Here is a 17,693-nt window from a genome sequence, read left to right as displayed (position 1 = left end):
CCTTTTATCCTTTTATTCCTGTAAATGAAATACCTTCTATAAATTGTTTCTGTGCTGCAAAGAAAATAATTAATGTTGGCATCATAATGAGAATACTTGCTGCCATCATTAAGTCATAACGCCCACCATATTGGGTTTGAAATGATCGTAGGCCTAAAGCTAAGGTCCATTGATCTGGATCTGTTAAGAAAATTAATGGTCCAAAATAATCATTCCAAGTTGCCATAAATACGAATAAGGCGACTGTAATCAATGCTGGTTTTGATAAAGGTAACATAATGTGCCAGAAAATCTTGAAGTGGCTGGCACCATCGATAATCGCAGACTCCGACAAGTCTTTGGGGATATTCTTAAAGAATTGTCGGAGCATGAATATGTAGAATGCGGCTCCGCCACCGAAGAACGCAGGAACTACCATCGGTAAAATGGTTCCTAACCAGCCAATTTGCACATACATAATAAATGATGGAATAAGAATGACTTGCATTGGTATCATCATGGTTCCTAACATCACTAAGAACCATTTATCTCTACCCTTCCAATTTAATTTGGCAAAGGCATAAGCGGTTAGGGTTGCTGAGAAAAGTGTCCCAGTCATGACGAGTGCGACAATCACTAAGCTATTTTTTAAATATAAGAAAAATGGAATTTTTTCGATTGCATCTTTGAAGTTGTTCCATTGTGGATTCGTTGGAAAAAAAGAATCCGTTCCAGCTAATAACTCAGCTGGCGTTTTTAATGCTGTAAATAACATCCAAATAAAAGGGAACACAAAGATGATTGCGGTTAGTGAAAGAATGATATGTAATATTGTGTTACTAACCATTCTTTTACGTTTTCTTGTCCAAAAAGGTTTAATAATTTCTTTTTCTTTATCGGTCACATTTTCACTCTCTTTCCGTGTCATTGAGTGTTAAGAATCTTGGTCGATACACTCGATAATCACTCATATTATGGTCAAACGAGTAAGTATTTGTGTTATAAGTTACTAAAACTTTTTTCGATTTTGAAAGATGTGGATGTGCTTTAGCGTTATATGTGTATGTTGTTGATTTATATATAGATTGTTCCGGTGTAATATAAATTGTTTGAGGTTTACTAAATGGCCCTACTAAACTATCACCTACGCTAAAGGCTACTTCAGGTGTATTCACATCATAAGTGAAGACACATAAGTATTTACCTTTTAGATGCCCCTCTCTAATTTCAGTAACAGATAACTCAGTTGAAACATGTTCTAATAAACCTGTTGCCTCACTAATTTCTGTTACCCATTTACCATTACTATAAAATTCATAATCATCAAAGAACTCATAGTTTTCAGCTTTAACTCTTGATACAATTAATTCTCTTAATCCCCATGTAGTCTTACATCCATATAAATAGATATAGCCATCTGGGTTTAATGAATTAGCCTGAGCTGTATTAGCAAATACACCTGCACCAAACATGTATTCAGTTAAGCCTTGTTTTTTTAATAATGGTGCTTTTTTCTGTTTGGTTGTAGAAAAATCTAACTTACCATTTTTAATCTTTGTTTGGAAAAGGGTAATATCAACAATTCTAAACTGTAACCCTTCAGGCTGATTTAAATCACTATTGACAATAAATGGATAGAAGAATAAAGTATCCCCAACAACTGCACCATCTTGAAGCCAGATCCAAGAATGTTCGTCCTCTTCTAATAATGTTGATGATGCACTTGCATAAATATCTTTATATTCTTGTTTATGGTTATAAAATCTTAATTTTTTTAACCCGAAAATACCTTCTTCAAATTGTTTATCATTATAGTTAGAAATACCTTTTAAGATTAAGTATCTATATTGACCTTTTAACTCTAATTTTTGAATTTCTTTACCAGATTCATTTGGTTTAAATGTTGTACTTTGAATGAGTGTTTCTGTCTTTAAATCATTCGACCCATAAATTTCTACTTCTTTAAAGCCTCGTTTATATAAAAAGCTAGCATCTGGATTAAAATAGTTTTCTACTTCTAAATGTGTAAATGTTCTTTCTTTATGGAAATCAAATGTTAATTTTAAATCTTTGGGATGATACCCCGATAAGTATCCAAATTTTTTTTGTGATCGATCACGAATTAACTCTTCTGCAGTTGTCCCAACTTTATCAAACTTAGGATCTAAATGATAAAATCCAGTAATACTTCCATTCGATAATTCATTGACTTTAAAATTAAGTTTTTTATCTTTATAGTAAGCAATTGAATTATTAATCATTAAATGTGGTTCTAAGCGTTTATGTGATTTTTCATCACTACGCCCAACAAACGTATCACCAAAGATAAATAATGTATTTGATTCTTTTTCCTGGTCGAAACAATCTTCTCCTGTATCTAAATTAAATGAGAAAATACCGTCTCCACCACTCCATCCATTACTTCTTAAGAACTGATTTGTCCATGTCGGTTCTTCTAAGGCAACATATCCTAAGCCTAAATAAATTTCAACTTCCGTTTCCTTATCTAGTTCTACAACGACTTTATTGGCATAATTTGAATCGGTTTTTTTCTTATTTTCTATATAAAGCGTATAGCTAGTTACACCTTTAATTTCACCAATTGGATAAATTCTATCTAAATCAATCGTATGATTCCCCTGTTTAAGTGCTAACTTTTTAATTAAATCCCCTTGTTTCATTTCGCTTCCTTTCTCTTAACCTCAATTAATTCTATAAATCTCGGATAATAAATGAGTGAATTTCTTAAACTATTCATATTTGTTGAATTGACGTTATATGTAATGATATAGCGTCCGGGTTTAGAAATACTTGGATGCATCTTTGCATTATAGGTAAAGGCATCTAAATATGTATGTTCAGTTGTTTGATAAATCATTTCAAATGGACTAAATGGTCCATATGGTGTATCACTATAACTTATAACCACTCTACCTGATGTGGTATTTTCTATCGAAACTAACATGTACTTACCCTTGTTTTCACCTTCTTCAAGGTAAGTTACGGATAATTCTGCGGAAACTCCTTTCATTAATGGCGCTGATTTTCTAATATCACGTTGGAAAGAAACACCATCAAAGAATTCATACTTATTAAAATCTTTAATATCTTCTGGCTTATAGCGAGCAACCGTTAAGAATCTACCGTTTAAGTCTTTATAACCATAAATATAAATATATCCATCTTTATCTACATGTTCCATGATGCCTGCACCATAGAAAATTTCTCCACCATCATCAGTTCTTACTTGTAGTGGTGTATTTAAATATTTTGTTTCTTCATAAACTAATCTGTTATTAACTATTGGTACTTCAATTAAATTTACTGAATGAACTTTAAATGCACCAGGTACATCTTTAACTAAAATTGGATATACATAAAATTTATTGTTTAAAACTAATCCATCTTGTAGCCAAAGTCTTGATGAGTTTTCAACTCCATTTAATTCAGTTACTGCTTCTTTTCCAAAGATAGTGCCAAAGAGTGGTGCTAAGTTATGATCTTCAATATATATTTTTCCTAATCCAATCTTTGATTCGTTATTTTTAATCAAAAACTTAACAAATCTAGCTTCTTCTGAAAGTTCAATAGATTTTGTAAGTTGTTCTTCATTTGAACCTGATGCAAGCGCTAATGTTGTTGTTTCAAATAATGTATAAGTTAAGTTGTCATTAGATAAATAAATACTTACTTCCGTTGCCCCAAAACTTACTTCATCGTTATAGTTCCAAATATTGATGCTACTTAATGTTTTTACTGCTTGAAGGTCAATTGTAAACTCTGCTTCATTACCTTCAGTTAAATATTGTTTACCAAAACTATCTTTAACTAATAAACCATCCTTACTCGCCCCTGGATTTAACCCATCATAATCAAGCAGATTTCTTAATTGTCTTCCTTGATAAGCCTCCGGTGTAAAAACAGTTTTAGGTGCACCTAATAAAGATTCTTTATAGAAAAACGTCAAGTTTTCTCCTAGTGGTTTTTTAGGATCTAAATAACCCACTGAGTTATTAATCATCACCATCGTCTTTCTGTATTCAGCTTCTTCATATAATTCACCAACAAATGTATCTGAGAAAATAAATAGTTTTTCACTATCATTATTAAGGTGATGTGTACCATCTAAGTTAAAAGAAAAAATGCCATCCGCTCCTGTCCATCCTTTTCGTTGATAAAAAGCATTGAACCAATCTTCTCTTTGTTTAGTAATCATGCCTAAGGCAAGTGTGAAGTAAACATCGTTTATGGTGTATTTTTTATCATCAGGAAAGACCAAACGTATGGCATAAGCATTTATTCCATCAAGAGAAATTCTATTTTCTCCTTTATTTAAGTCTGTTGTCTTTATTCTTGTAAATCCTTGTTTGTCAAAACTATATTCAATATGTATATAAACTAAATCTTCATTGTGGATAACCATTTCTTTTACTGGATAAACTGCATCAAATTCAAAAACGAGGTGATGGAATCTTGTAATAGATTCTTTAAAAGTAAGTGGAAATTCGTTAGGTTGTTTCTCGTAACGTGCAAAAGCTGCTAACGAACCATCAATTGTGGAGTTAGGGGCTAAAACACTTTCTACGATTAACTTATCATCTTCGGTTTCTGTAAACTTTGATGTATCATTTCCCGGTAGTACGATTTCCTTTTTTACACAAGCAATTAATAAAACACTTATGCATAGGAGTATGAAAAGTATTTTTTTCATCGATATCCCCCTCGTATGAAAACGATTTCTAATTAAATAATATCATATATTAAAACATTGTTCAATACATTTTTAATACATTTAAAAAATTTAATAAAAAAACCGCAAGTTTTTATTTGCGGTAAAAAATTTCTGTGCGATATTCATAATGTTCAGTATGATAAAAGGTTTCCGTATACTCAATTAATTTGTTGCGGTCATCATAACTAAATCTTTTACGTTTTAACTGTGGTGTATATTCATCATAAATGAGAAGCGCTTGACGAATTGGTTTTGGTGCTCTTACAGCAGTCACCACTTCTTCGAAGTGAGAAAAGAATACATTTTGTTTGGTTAAGAATGCATAAAGCGATCCTGTAAGTATTTCTTTATCATTTGGAATCTCAACAACTGGTAAAAGGTAAGTATCACAATATTGTATTGGAACAACTGTACCTCTTACACGTCTCAGATTATAGAGTTTATCTCCTGGTTGAATACCAAAAATACTTGCTAAAATAACATCTGCTTCAATCATACGAAGTTCAACTTGCATGGTTTTACTAGGTAAACCCATTTCATTCATCTCATTGGTAAATGATCTCACCAAGGTGAAGTTTGACATTGAACTTCTATTCATAGCAACCGTTGTACCAAATCCAGCTTTTCTTACTAATGTACCATCATCAACTAACGCTTTAATGGCTGTACGCATGGTCACACGACTTACCTTATAAAATTCAGCAAGTTCATTTTCCCCAGGAATAACACTGCCTTCTGGCCATTCACCTGATTCAATTCGACTCTTCATGTGACTTCTCACTTGAAGATATAAAGGACCAATACTTATCTTTTTCATACGTTACCTCACTTAAATTCTATCACAATTAAATACATTTACAATACATATGGAACAATTCATAAAAATGGTATAATGGAGTTGGGTGATTATAATGAAATATTTTTTAGGAATTGATGGTGGCGGAACAAAAACAAAAGTCATCATCATCAATGAAAACGAAAAGATCATTTATGAAAGTATCGGTGGACCATCATCAATTGATACGGTGCCACTTTATCTAACTTATCAAAACATATATGAATCCTTAAAACCATTTTTAGATAAAAACGACATTGAACTTGCTGGCGTTTTTGCTGGTTTAGGTGGGATTGTCTTTAAAGACGATAAAGAAAAAGTCAAAGATATCTTAAAACAACTGCCTTGTGTCACATCTGAAACAAAAATTAAAGTTGAAAATGATATGTATAATGCGTTATACTCAGGTCTTCTTTTTGATGAAGGTATGTGCTTAATTTGTGGAACCGGAATGGTTGCATTCGGTCTTGATAAACAAAACAATCGTCATAAAGCAGGTGGCTGGGGTTATAAAGAAGGTGAATTAGGTTCTGGATACCATTTAGGTATGGAAGCTATTCGCTACATGATTAGATGTTTTGATGGCAGATACCAAGTGGATTCATTTGCTAAAGACATCGCTTTTGAACTTAATTTAAGTGAAGCAAGCGATATTATCCCCATTATGGATGAACTTCACAACAATCGTACCAAAGTTGCATCACTAGCACCATTTGTGACAAAGTATGCAAACTTAGATCATGAATTTGCAAGTATCATTGTAGAACGTGCCACATCTGAATTAGCACTTGCAATTGAAGCAGTCTTCCATCGTTTAAAATTACATCATCCAAAAATTGTTATTGTAGGTTCTTTGGGTAATGTAGATGGCAAGTTTAAAAACTTACTACATAAAAAAATTAAACGTATCAATGAACACATTGAAATCTTAAAACCTGCAGTTGACCCAGCACTAGCAGCTGCACTATACGCAATTAAATTATAACCGATTTAACAATGAAGAGACAACTCATATATGAAGTTGTCTCTTTTTTATAAAAAAAGAGCGTGTATGATACACGCTCTTTCTTATTGTTTCTTCTTTTTAATGATGAATATAACTGCAGGAACGACTAAGACAACTATACTTCCACCAACAATTGAGATTGTTGTGATAAGTTTCTTTTGTCTATCTTTTCGATTTTGTTCTTCTCTCTCTAAATACCAATCAATATAATCGTCCGGAGCTAACGCATCACCAGAAAGTTTTCTACCATAAAACGATAGATTATCAATGTAGATATCACCATCATAAAGTAAGTGGTTTGTTACTAAACCTAAAACCAACTTTGTATGATTACTATTGGCATTATAACGAATCATGATATGTTGTTTAAGATAAACTACACCATCAATCGTTACTTCTTCTACATTAAAATATTTAATATTATGTTCATTTAAACCAATCTTCATCCAACCTGGGTCAAGTGCTGCATAATGGCGAAAGCCTGGTGCTGTATCATATGCTTCATCGGTAGGTTTTAATATTCCTTCAACTAGTTTACTCTTTTCATAATAAACATCATAACTAACACCATAGCTAGAAACTAAGAGTTGTTTATTTAAGTTCATCACTTCGAGTTTTACTTCACTCCAGAAGTGATCTCGGTTATGATTAGCTGAAACTTTAATCATCCCACCATTTTTATTTGACCATGTTGAACTTAAAAAATCTGCATTATATGCACCATAATAAACAAGTTGAACATCATTTCCGCCATACTGTGTATTAAAGTCATAGTTTTCGTTCACAAAGTAATCAAATTTTAATAAACGATTGATTTCAATTGCCTCTGATAGAATCACATTTGAACCAACATATGCTTTAAATTCTAAGAAAACGTTAGAACCTCTATAAATATGACGCATATTAAAGTTTGTTTCATAACGATTTGTATCTTTATTGAATTTAAGTGTTGTATAAAGTTCACCATCTAAATACATTTCAACTTTTTTAACATCTCGTTTTGTATCTACAATCACATGAATTGGATACATTTGATTTTCATATAAATCACTTTCGATTTGAATATATCCAGTTGTTGTATAAGGACTAATTACATGTATCTTTTCAACAAACGGAACTTCAACACCACTAAAACGTTTAGCAAAATCTTTTAAGACATCTAGTTCTTTATACTTACCTGGTATTTCAGCTAATCTAAACCCATCATAATCTGGATAGTATCCTCCATCAACAGCATTATCTGAAGTATCTAGGCTAGCATACATCCAAAACATTACCCCAGCACCACCATTTTCATAAACAGCAGTTAGCCAGTCAGTATAAATGAGTTCTCTATTTCTACCTAGATTCGCACTAATCCCAAATTCTTCTAAAACAACTGGTTTATTTAAAGTTTTCCCAACATTAATGTGGTCTATAATAAACTTTCTACCCCACTCCATATGAGAGTGATTAATTCCCCAACTTTCAGGATATAAGTGAAAGGTTCCAAAATCTATTTTTTCAAGTGCTAATACCTTTTCAAAGTCAACACCTTCACTACCATCATAAATGTGTTGAGCTTGTTTCATATAATCCCAATCTGCTCTTTTATCAAATGAACCTTCATCGCCTAAGGCAACCATATGATTCGGATCGATTGATTTAACAAATCTACTCATTTCATCAGCCCAATTGGTTACATCTTCTATTTTTCCACCTTCTAGTTTAGGGTTTCTTGGTTCATTCATTAGTTCCCATGAGAAGATGGTTGGATCTTCAATATATTTTCTACCATTAAACTGATTTGTTCTATTTAGTAAGTAACTTACATAATTTTTATAGTAAGATTTAACTTCTTCATTTGTATAGAAGTCTTTTTTATGCAAATAATTTGGATGGAATCTTGTATAACCATATTTTTCATTATACCAATTAACATATTCACTAATACCACCAAAATCATCCCAATAGTTTGTAAAAACGATAATTAATCGAATATCTCTTTTTGCAGCTTCTGATATAGCATAATCCATTTGGTCCCAGCCACTCACAAAATCATGTTCAGCCCAAGATGGCTTTGAAAAAACACCTTGTTCTGGTTGCATATAAGCTTTATTTTCAGTAATTGAGTTTGAGTCTCCATCTAAGAATCCCCACATGCGAATCACATTAAATCCAGCTTCTTTTGCATCATCTAAGACTGCATCAATCATTAATTTATCTTTATAATGTAAATAATAATTATTTGTTCCTACAAATCTAAATTCATCGTCCCTTATATAAAACTTTCCATTTTTCGCTTCAACAAATGGTGTGTTTTTAGTAATTGCACCATAGGTGATGTTTGTTGATAATAAGGTTAATACGGTTAAAAGGATAACAATACTTATTTTTCTAAATACTTTTTCAATCATTGCCCTATACTTTTAACAAGTATAATCTTTTCAATGACGATTGTTGCACTACTTGTTCCTTGTTGTAAATAACTTGCTGCGATTGATACAGCTGCCCAAGCAGGATAGCCATTCGGTCCTACAGGTAACATCCAATATTGCATAGTTCCATCTTTTGTTCCATCAAATTCAAATAAGTCTGGTGAATTCCAATCAGCTTTCGCTTTAACAATTGCACCACTTGTAATCGATAATTTAATAACCACAAATTCTACTTCATTTAAGACTAACGGATCACCTTCTGAATCTTTATCAGGTACTCTAAAGGCAACGTTTGCCCAATCATTAAAACCATTATTTTGAATAGTTACTCCAGTTTCTGCTTGATAACTAATCGTCATTAATCCATTACCCGCTTTACCTTCATCATCAAAACTATCAAATTGGTTTGATAAATCTGAAATATCTAAAGTATAAACCGTTTCAAAATCAACTTCATCATATTCTAATTTAATACTTGGTTCTTTATCACCTTCAAACCAAATACCAGAAACAGATACTGATCCTGATTGTGGTGTTGCTGTTGGTCTTGGCGCATAAATAAATAATTCTAGTGGTTTATTTAATAAATGACGTTGTGTTTCAGGAATTTCAATCACAACTTCTCTCCAAATCATTGTTGAGGCAACTTCTCTTTCCATTAATAACTTACCATCAGAAGTCATTAATTTAATATAGATTGAAACCCCGCCACCAACAACATTAAATCCTAGGTGTGTCTTTCTTAAATAATTATTTGTCGCTAACTGTAAAACATGATAAGTTTGCCAAGTTAAATCAGTTGATGCTGCTTCATTATATTCAATTGTAATTAATGGAGGTAGTGTAATTAACTCTGCTTCATCATCACCAATTGATGTATAACTACCCATATCTGCTTTAATTAATCCTTCTTTTGCTGGATAGTTTGGTTGCGTTAAGTCAACAACATCTGGTGCAGATACATTTACAGATGCTTCTTTACTACCACGGTTTCCTGATTTATCATAAGCAAAGTACGTAATGGTATATAACCCTTCTTTACCTAAGTTGACGTTTCTTGCATCAACAACTAAGCTATCGGTTACATTACCATCTGTTTCATCAAATGCTGAAACACCTTGTAAGAAATTTGGTACATCCGCACCAATTTCATGATAAATTGTTTTCACCCCATTAATCACAGGTGCAGTTTCATCTTTAGGTGGTTCTTCTGTTTGTGTAGGCGCAGTACATGCAACAAGTGCTAAACCTAACACCAATAATAAAATGATTAGACTAAGTTTCTTCATTTATTTACTCCCCCTTTTTATTTCTTTTTATTAATTCAATTCTTTGTTTTGTTGAATCATACGTATTAAATGCTTCTTTTGGATTATTTATTAAATAATCAAGCATTCGTTCAATTGGAATTGTTGCAACATGTAATCTCGTATCAGATGATGCATAGTATAAATAAATTAAATCATCCTTTAAAATCGCTCCATTAGCGAATAAGACATTCGATACATCCCCAACACGTTCTTCATTTTGTGGTGCCATGAAGTATCCACTTGGTTTATAAGTAACTTTTAATGGGTCATTCAAATCTGTCATAAATGCGTATAAAACATAACGAAGACCTGCCGCTGTATTTCTGACCCCATGGGCAATATGGATAAACCCAAATCTTGTTTTAATTGGTACACATCCACCACCATTTTTTGTTTCATAAATCGTGTGATAAATTCTTCTATCAATTAAAATTTCTTCATCAATTACTGGTTTTTCCATTGAATCTAAAAATCCAGCCGATATACCACCTGCACCACCTACATCAATAAATCCATCTTGTGGACGTGTATATAATAAATACTTTCCATTCACAAACTCCGGGTGTAAAATGACATTTCTTTGTTGTGGACTTTTGGTTTCTAAATTTGGAAGTCTTTCCCAAGTCTTTAAATCCTTCGTGCGAACAATACCTGCTTTAGCGACCGCATCCATTAATTCACGTTTTTCCGGATTAATTGATTCACTACAAAAAATACCGTAAATATATCCATCTTCATGTTCTGTTAATCTCATGTCATAAAGATTGGTTTCATCTCCAATTCGATCAAAGATAATCGGTTCAATCATTTCAAACTTATCAATTCCACTTTTAGATTTTGCTAAGGCAAAGAATGATTTTCTGTCCGTCCCTTCAATACGTGGTACTAAATAAAATTCACCTTTAAAGTAGATTGCTCCACTATTAAATACAGCATTTATCCCTAAGCGCTCAATCTCATAGGGATTCGTTTTAGGATCTAAATCAAACCTCCATGAAATAGGTATGTGTTCATGGGTAAGTACTGGGTATTTATAACGTGAAACAACCCCGTTATAAAAAGTTTTATCCACTTTGTTTTTACGTCTAACTAATTTTTTTCTCTTAACTTCTAATCTACTTAACATCCCCATGTTAAATCTCCTTTAGTAGTTCAATTAACATTCTGCCATTATGATAAGGACATTTCCAATTAGAAACCAGTGGTCTACTTAAAACTGGTTTAAAATCTTTTGTTAATTCCCAATACCATTCTTTTATTTTTTTATCTTTAAAATACACGAATATATTTTCTAAAATTTTATCTCTTGCAACTTTAAAGCAATCTTGATAAGTTTCCTCATATGCTCTATCAAATCCAATAACTGCTTCAGCTTGTGGCCACCAAACATAGGTCTCACTTTGATGTCCTAATACTTTTTCAGTTATTAAAAAGTTTCCATCAAACCCTTCATTTAACGTAACTTTGGCAAGTTGTTTAGTCACAAGTTTTAAATCATCTTTTAACTTTTTATCTTTAATAAATGCTTGTGTTAAATCAAGTAACCAACTGGCTTCAATATCATGTCCGTAAGAATGATAATCCACTAAAGATGTTAACTTTTCATCAAAGAACACCTCAAGTCTTCCTTCATCTTTATTAAAGATTTTTTCTACAACTAATCTTAAATTAAAAATTAAAGCCTCATATACTTTCTTATCTTTACTCACCTTATAAAGTTGCGTATAAGCTTCAATAATATGTAGTATAGAATTCATTGTTCTATCAGCTTTAAAACCTAAGTCTGCTAAACGATTCTCATCGTTTAATTGCTCTTTATAGCCATTTTCATCACGCATCGATTCCATAATCTTAAAAGTATTTAAAGCTTTTTTTAATGCCTCTTTATCTTTAAATGATTCATAATAAGTTGTTAACGCGTAAACCGTAAATGCTTGGTAATATATATGAATTGTATCATCAGTTACTTTAAAGTCTGATCCAACTTCCCAAATCGTTCCTTTATTTGTTATTAAATACTTACTCACAAAATCATATGCGTGTTTGGCATATGTTTTTACTTCATCTTTCGGATAGACTTGGTATAACCTACTGTAAAACCATAATATCCTTAGTTGAAGTAATGCACCTTTAGAAGCATTAATCTGAATGGTTCCATCATTTTTGACATCTCCAAAAAAGCCTCCACGTTCATCGTATAGATGATTCCAAAAAGGATATATTTCTTCTATTAAGATTTTAAATATTTCATTTTTCTGCATGGGTCTTGATATAGTCAGTGACGATATCTAGCTTTGTGAAGGCTAGTCCGATATAACTGTCTGCTGCACCATAATAGATTGCGATTCTTCCTGTTTTTTCATCAAACAATGCTGAACATGGGAAAATGACATTAGGAACAAATCCCATTTCTTCATATGGTTCACTTGGTGTAAGTAAATAGTTATTACATCTATATTTAACAATGCTTGGATCTTCTAAATCTAAAATAGCAGCCCCCATACTGTAAACAAATCCGTTTGCAGTACCTGTAACACCATGATAGAAAATTAACCATCCCTCTTTTGTTTCAATTGGTATACTGCCACCACCAATTTTAATGTTTTGCCACCAAAGATGATTTTTCCCCATTAACCATCTATGGTTTCCCCAATACATTAAATCTTTTGATTCACTTAAGAAAATATCTCCAAATGGTGTATGTCCAGAATCTGATGGACGAGACATCATAATATATTTACCATTAATCTTTCTAGGGAATAAAACGCCATTTCGATTAAACGGTAAGAATGGATCAGGTATTTTCTTAAATGTTTTAAAATCTTTTGTAGAAACTAACCCTAAGGTTGCCCCATGATTATCTGTACAGAAAATTGCATAATATGTCCCTTCTATTTCTACTAATCTAGGGTCATACATATATCTGTATTCAACTAATTGATTATTATCATCATATACTTTAATTTTTGACTCTTCAAAATCCCAATGAATCGCATCTTTAGAATATCCCACATGTAAGAATGGTACCCCATCATGTTGCTCAGCTCTAAAAATACCTACAAATCCATCATGATATGGTAATACTGCACTGTTAAAAATTCTTGCAATATTTTTAACTGGATATCTACCAATGATTGGATTTTTACTATATCGCCATACTGGCGATGTATCATTTTCTTTTCTATCTTCCCATGGAAAGTTTTTTATATTCATGCTAATTATCCCCTTTAAGTTATTCTTTTACTGATCCTAAAACCAATCCATTGTATATCCACTTTTGAGAAATCAAGAATACAATTAAGATTGGCAATGCGGTAATGACAATGCCTGCACTAATAACTTCCCATTGCGCTGCAAATGGCCCCTTGAAATTAAATAATGCGGTTGAAATCATTGCTAATTCACTTGATGGCATAAATAGATAAGGTGTAATAAAGTCATTGTATATTGCAACCCCTTTAATAATGCCTACAGTAATTGCTGCTGGCATTAAAAGTGGGAGTATGATTTTAAAGAAAATCGTAAAATAACTTGCCCCATCCATCATTGCTGATTCATCAAGTGATGTTGATATATTATCTAAAAATTGAAGCATGATATAGACTGATATAATATCTGTTCCACTAAATAATAAAATCCCTACAAATCTTGTATTAAATATACCTAAGCGTGATACGATTTGAAATGTTGCGATATTATTTGTAATTGACGGTAAAAGTGCTGCAATTAAAAACAGTGCTTTAACCTTACTATGTCCTTTAAATCTAAATCGGTGGAGAACATAAGCTACCATTGCCCCAGTTAGGATAGATACAATTAGTGATATCACTAAAATAAGCACGGTATTAAAGAATCCCAACAACATATTCCCATCGGTAAATGCGGTAACATAATTTTGTAGTGTAAAGTCTCTAGGTAACTCAAATACACCAGAAGATTGAAATTCAAATCCATTTTTAAATGATCCTAAAATAATTGGAATCAAAGGAACAATAACAATTAAGACTGCAATAATCATCACAGTGTATTTAAAGAAACTTGAAATTAAATATTTTGTTTTTAGTTTTCTTTTCATATCTTCACCTAACTTAACTTCATATCGTTTTCTTTTTCTCTAAATAAGAACTGCTGTACTAATGTCACAATGATAATGATTCCAAATAACACAAATGACATAGCTGATGCTAAACCAATTTGTAGGAATCTACCATTAATACCTAATTGTATTGTCTTAATAACAAAGGTTGAAGTATCCCATTGTCCACCTGTCATAATATAAGGTAGTTCGTAGACACTAATTGCCCCTTTAATGGATAGAATTAAATTTAATAAAATAATATTTTTTATTGATGGATAGATGATATGTTTAAAGATTTGAAATCTATTGGCTCCATCAATTTCTGCTGCTTCATAAATCTCACTAGATATTGATTGAATCGCTCCAATAAACATCACTAAGTTAAACCCCATATACTTCCAAACAGAAACCCCTGCAAGTAACGTATTGTTTAAGATATTTACTCTTAGCCAATCCGTTGTCTCATTTTTTCCAAACCAACTTAAAATTTCATTTAATACACCATTTTCTTTAAAGAAAAATGTAAAAATTAAACCTACGGCAATCCCGTTAATTAAGTAAGGAAAAAACAACATCCCTTTAAACAAATTTTTGAATTTTAATTTAAAAGATAAAATCGTAGCTAGAAACAGTGCGATAATCATCTGTATAATGGCTCCACCAAAATAATACAAACTATTTAAAAGTGGTTTAAATATATCTTGACTTAAGATAATTGCTTGATAATTTTCTAAACCAATAAATACTGCATCATCCGTACCAGACCAGCTTAATGTTGAAAAGTATGCCACCAGTGCTGTTGGAAGATAAGTAAAGGTTAAGAGTAACAGTAACGGTACACTTAAAAATAGTATGATGATTACTCTTTTTTGTTTTTTATAATTCATCCCTTATCCCCTTTTAATTTTTATCTAGCTTTTACTGACTGTTTCTCCACTAATTTAACGACTAGGTTTATTTTTTCTAATGTGTTTGATCCATTTAAAATATTATCAATCACTTTGATGGCAGATTTCGCTAACTTATCTCTACCTACTTCCATTGTGGTAATACCTATTTGATAATGATCATTTGGGAAGTTATCAAATCCAACTAAAGAGACATCTTCTGGTACTCTATAGCCTTTTTCTAGTAAAACTTTATGAAGTTTTCTAGCTGCTAAGTCAGAATTACATACAAAGGCAGTTGGCATCACTTTAGGTAATTCAGGTTCAATTAAGAATCCTTCTTCATTACGGTCATTAATATACCATTCTGTTCTTAAGTTAAGTCTATAATCTAACATTGCTTTAAAGTATCCCATACCACGGTCCATAATAGATGTGGTTGCTTGTATATCTCCTAAGTAAACTATATCTTGATGTCCTTGTTTAATTAAGTATCTTGTTAATGCATATCCACCATTGTAGTTATCAGCAATCACACTACTTACTGGGATTTCTAAATCATAGAAATCCAAGAACATAATCTTTTCTCCTGATTCTGTAAAGATATGTTTTAGATAGCTTCTTTTTAATTGACCTACAACAATAATCGCATCCACTTTATTTTCTAAAATCACACGTGGTGTAATCATTTCTTTTTCATGTTTTGCATCAACAATTTCTAGAATACCAAAGTATCCTTTCTTACTTAATTCAACTAAAAGATTTTGATATAAACTCCAATAATATGAGTCTTCTTCTAAGAATCTTTGCGCGATTAAAATACCAATGTTGTTTTGTCTGCCTGTACGCATTGCTTTAGACACAGATGAAATCTTATATCCCATTTCTTGGGCCTTATCTTTAATCTTTTGTCTAAGTTCTTCTCCAACACCTTCTTTATCTGAAAGTGCCTTTGACACCGTTACAGTGCTTACGTTTAATGCTTTTGCGATATCGCTCATTTTCACAGTTGAATTCATATAATCTTCCTCTTCTTCTTATGGTTTTTGTCCGTATGCCTTTTCGACTTCAGCTACGCCATTATTCCATTTTTGTTGTATTGCTTCTAATAATTCTTTAGCTGTTTTATTTTGTTTATTATCTCTTACATCAAATGCAGTAGTTGCAAAATCTAGAATCCAAACTGAATCCCAAATGGCAATTCTTTTTTCATCTGTGATACTGCTAGCTGCATTTTTTTCTGCTAAGCTTAATGCCCCTTCATATTGAAGTGGTGCTGGTGTTTCTTCCACTAAGATTGCACCACTATCCTGGAATGCTTGAATTTTCTCTGGATAAGTTGCATCTGCTTTAGGTGGAATATTGCCAGTTTTTTCAGCAAAATTAAATTCTTCTACGAAGAACTTAGCAAATAACTCTGCAAGGGATTTATTCTTACTATTTTTAGCTACACCAATGGTGTAATCTGCTGAAATAGATACATATAATTTTCCATCACTACCTGTAAATGGATAAGGCATGTAGCCTACATCTTTACTTTTACCCGCTTGGTAACTTTCAGCTGCTTCTTCAAACTGAACAATTGCCCAGCTACCTACAGCCATTGCGCCAATCTTACCTTGTGCAAACCACACCTTACTTTCTTCCCAAGCATCAGTTGTTGGACTTGACTCAACCACATTGCTTGTAATTAAGTTAAAGAGTAATTCATACATTTTACCAATCGTTCCTGCTTCATTTGTTGTTGAATTATAAAATGCTTTTTTATCCCATGGTAATACTAAATTCATATAATCTTTATTTCCAGCTGCAGTTGTAATACCTGCAGCCCATTGTGTTAAACCCCAACCTGTTGCTGTATGTGTATAAAATGCTGCTTTAAAGTCAGGTATATTTTGTTTTCCATAGTTATTAATTGTTACCATTGCATTTAAGAATGCTTCTGGTGTTGTTAAGGTTGCAGGATCTACATTTGCTTTTTCAAATACATCTAAGTTAATTAACATACCTGATGCTTGTAATCCAACAGGTAGTCCATAAACATGACCTTGAAAAGCTTTTGTATTAATTCCTTTCCAACCATTTGTTGTCATTTCATCCGTTTTCCCCAATGAAACAAAGTATTTATCTAAATCTTTGTTTTCAACGGTTTGTGGAATTAAAAGTACATCGCCGTAATTTTTTCCACTTATTCTTGTTGAAACGACGTTTTCATAATCTGTAATTGTTTCTATTCTGATCTTATACCCTTTATCTTCATATTTAGATTCAAAAGCTTGTGCTGCTTCTTTTAAAATGGTATTTCTTAAATCCGTTCTATTTGTTAAAAACGTAATTATCTTAGGTTCTTCACCACAAGCAACTAAGACAAATAGTGCAAATATGAAACATAACATGACAAACAATTTTTTCATCGAGACCCCCTATGAGTTAATTTATGGAGAGCAAA

At 32.1% G+C, this 17,693-nt stretch carries 14 protein-coding genes; 1 reads left to right on the top strand and 13 read right to left on the bottom strand.

All coding sequences use genetic code 11. From position 1 onward, the window contains the following. Nucleotides 1-4 precede the first annotated feature (4 nt). From EXC59_RS06845 to EXC59_RS06830, 4 genes are all read right to left on the bottom strand, one after another. The gene (locus EXC59_RS06845) at nucleotides 5-907 is read right to left on the bottom strand and encodes a carbohydrate ABC transporter permease (protein WP_197723489.1); all 903 of its coding nucleotides are present in this window, start codon (nucleotides 905-907) and stop codon (nucleotides 5-7) included. Further along, complete coding sequence (locus tag EXC59_RS06840) at nucleotides 888-2,660, bottom strand: DUF4185 domain-containing protein (RefSeq protein WP_162163945.1); 1,773 nt, start codon at nucleotides 2,658-2,660, stop codon at nucleotides 888-890. The genes EXC59_RS06845 and EXC59_RS06840 overlap by 20 nt, the downstream gene beginning before the upstream one ends. After that, nucleotides 2,657-4,690 carry a DUF4185 domain-containing protein gene (locus EXC59_RS06835; protein ID WP_162163944.1) on the bottom strand — a complete coding sequence of 678 codons (2,034 nt, stop codon included), beginning with the start codon at nucleotides 4,688-4,690 and terminating at the stop codon, nucleotides 2,657-2,659. Before EXC59_RS06835 ends, EXC59_RS06840 begins: the two co-directional genes overlap by 4 nt. A gap of 112 nt (nucleotides 4,691-4,802) precedes the next feature. Next, nucleotides 4,803-5,528: a GntR family transcriptional regulator gene (locus tag EXC59_RS06830; RefSeq protein ID WP_035368788.1), complete on the bottom strand. Its 726-nt coding sequence runs from the start codon at nucleotides 5,526-5,528 to the stop codon at nucleotides 4,803-4,805. A 94-nt stretch (nucleotides 5,529-5,622) separates the two neighbouring features. Here EXC59_RS06830 and EXC59_RS06825 point away from each other — a divergent pair, with 94 nt between their 5' ends. Next, a complete protein-coding gene (locus EXC59_RS06825; protein ID WP_035368787.1) occupies nucleotides 5,623-6,531 on the top strand; it encodes an N-acetylglucosamine kinase in 909 nt (302 codons plus the stop codon). A gap of 83 nt (nucleotides 6,532-6,614) precedes the next feature. Here the strand turns inward: EXC59_RS06825 and EXC59_RS06820 are convergent, their stop codons facing one another. From EXC59_RS06820 to EXC59_RS06780, 9 genes are read right to left on the bottom strand one after another with little or no spacing between them, the layout of a single operon-like run. Next, complete coding sequence (locus tag EXC59_RS06820; RefSeq protein WP_051658976.1) at nucleotides 6,615-8,948, bottom strand: cellulase family glycosylhydrolase; 2,334 nt, start codon at nucleotides 8,946-8,948, stop codon at nucleotides 6,615-6,617. After that, on the bottom strand, nucleotides 8,945-10,258 hold the full coding sequence (locus tag EXC59_RS06815; RefSeq protein ID WP_162163943.1) for an immunoglobulin-like domain-containing protein: 1,314 nt from the start codon (nucleotides 10,256-10,258) through the stop codon (nucleotides 8,945-8,947). The genes EXC59_RS06820 and EXC59_RS06815 overlap by 4 nt, the downstream gene beginning before the upstream one ends. Nucleotides 10,259-10,262: 4 nt before the next feature. Further along, nucleotides 10,263-11,411 carry a glycoside hydrolase family 130 protein gene (locus EXC59_RS06810; protein ID WP_197723488.1) on the bottom strand — a complete coding sequence of 383 codons (1,149 nt, stop codon included), beginning with the start codon at nucleotides 11,409-11,411 and terminating at the stop codon, nucleotides 10,263-10,265. Between the two features lies 1 nt (nucleotide 11,412). Beyond that, nucleotides 11,413-12,540, bottom strand: a complete 1,128-nt coding sequence (locus tag EXC59_RS06805) for an AGE family epimerase/isomerase (RefSeq protein ID WP_035368785.1) — start codon at nucleotides 12,538-12,540, stop codon at nucleotides 11,413-11,415. After that, complete coding sequence (locus EXC59_RS06800; RefSeq protein ID WP_162163942.1) at nucleotides 12,527-13,492, bottom strand: glycoside hydrolase family 130 protein; 966 nt, start codon at nucleotides 13,490-13,492, stop codon at nucleotides 12,527-12,529. The genes EXC59_RS06805 and EXC59_RS06800 overlap by 14 nt, the downstream gene beginning before the upstream one ends. Before the next feature lie 19 nt (nucleotides 13,493-13,511). Further along, complete coding sequence (locus EXC59_RS06795; RefSeq protein ID WP_035368783.1) at nucleotides 13,512-14,354, bottom strand: carbohydrate ABC transporter permease; 843 nt, start codon at nucleotides 14,352-14,354, stop codon at nucleotides 13,512-13,514. Between the two features lie 8 nt (nucleotides 14,355-14,362). Continuing rightward, nucleotides 14,363-15,244: a carbohydrate ABC transporter permease gene (locus EXC59_RS06790; protein ID WP_035368782.1), complete on the bottom strand. Its 882-nt coding sequence runs from the start codon at nucleotides 15,242-15,244 to the stop codon at nucleotides 14,363-14,365. A 20-nt stretch (nucleotides 15,245-15,264) separates the two neighbouring features. Further along, the gene (locus EXC59_RS06785; protein WP_035368781.1) at nucleotides 15,265-16,263 is read right to left on the bottom strand and encodes a LacI family DNA-binding transcriptional regulator; all 999 of its coding nucleotides are present in this window, start codon (nucleotides 16,261-16,263) and stop codon (nucleotides 15,265-15,267) included. Nucleotides 16,264-16,281: 18 nt separating this feature from the next. Continuing rightward, entirely contained in the window at nucleotides 16,282-17,658 is a 1,377-nt protein-coding gene (locus EXC59_RS06780) for an ABC transporter substrate-binding protein (RefSeq protein ID WP_035368780.1), read from the bottom strand. Nucleotides 17,659-17,693 lie beyond the last annotated feature (35 nt).

This window comes from Acholeplasma hippikon (genome assembly GCF_900660755.1).
GTDB classification, from domain to species: Bacteria; Bacillota_I; Bacilli_A; order Acholeplasmatales; family Acholeplasmataceae; genus Acholeplasma; species Acholeplasma hippikon.
The sequence above is the reverse complement of the archived record's forward strand: the minus strand, read 5'-3'. Positions and strand labels throughout refer to the sequence as shown.

Excerpts from the sequence above, each read along its gene's own strand:
- EXC59_RS06845 (WP_197723489.1), bottom strand. The coding sequence starts at position 907 with ATGACACGGAAAGAGAGTGAAAATGTGACCGATAAAGAAAAAGAAATT.
- EXC59_RS06840 (WP_162163945.1), bottom strand. The coding sequence starts at position 2,660 with ATGAAACAAGGGGATTTAATTAAAAAGTTAGCACTTAAACAGGGGAAT.
- EXC59_RS06835 (WP_162163944.1), bottom strand. The coding sequence starts at position 4,690 with ATGAAAAAAATACTTTTCATACTCCTATGCATAAGTGTTTTATTAATT.
- EXC59_RS06830 (WP_035368788.1), bottom strand. The coding sequence starts at position 5,528 with ATGAAAAAGATAAGTATTGGTCCTTTATATCTTCAAGTGAGAAGTCAC.
- EXC59_RS06825 (WP_035368787.1), top strand. The coding sequence starts at position 5,623 with ATGAAATATTTTTTAGGAATTGATGGTGGCGGAACAAAAACAAAAGTC.
- EXC59_RS06820 (WP_051658976.1), bottom strand. The coding sequence starts at position 8,948 with ATGATTGAAAAAGTATTTAGAAAAATAAGTATTGTTATCCTTTTAACC.
- EXC59_RS06815 (WP_162163943.1), bottom strand. The coding sequence starts at position 10,258 with ATGAAGAAACTTAGTCTAATCATTTTATTATTGGTGTTAGGTTTAGCA.
- EXC59_RS06810 (WP_197723488.1), bottom strand. The coding sequence starts at position 11,411 with ATGGGGATGTTAAGTAGATTAGAAGTTAAGAGAAAAAAATTAGTTAGA.
- EXC59_RS06805 (WP_035368785.1), bottom strand. The coding sequence starts at position 12,540 with ATGCAGAAAAATGAAATATTTAAAATCTTAATAGAAGAAATATATCCT.
- EXC59_RS06800 (WP_162163942.1), bottom strand. The coding sequence starts at position 13,492 with ATGAATATAAAAAACTTTCCATGGGAAGATAGAAAAGAAAATGATACA.
- EXC59_RS06795 (WP_035368783.1), bottom strand. The coding sequence starts at position 14,354 with ATGAAAAGAAAACTAAAAACAAAATATTTAATTTCAAGTTTCTTTAAA.
- EXC59_RS06790 (WP_035368782.1), bottom strand. The coding sequence starts at position 15,244 with ATGAATTATAAAAAACAAAAAAGAGTAATCATCATACTATTTTTAAGT.
- EXC59_RS06785 (WP_035368781.1), bottom strand. The coding sequence starts at position 16,263 with ATGAATTCAACTGTGAAAATGAGCGATATCGCAAAAGCATTAAACGTA.
- EXC59_RS06780 (WP_035368780.1), bottom strand. The coding sequence starts at position 17,658 with ATGAAAAAATTGTTTGTCATGTTATGTTTCATATTTGCACTATTTGTC.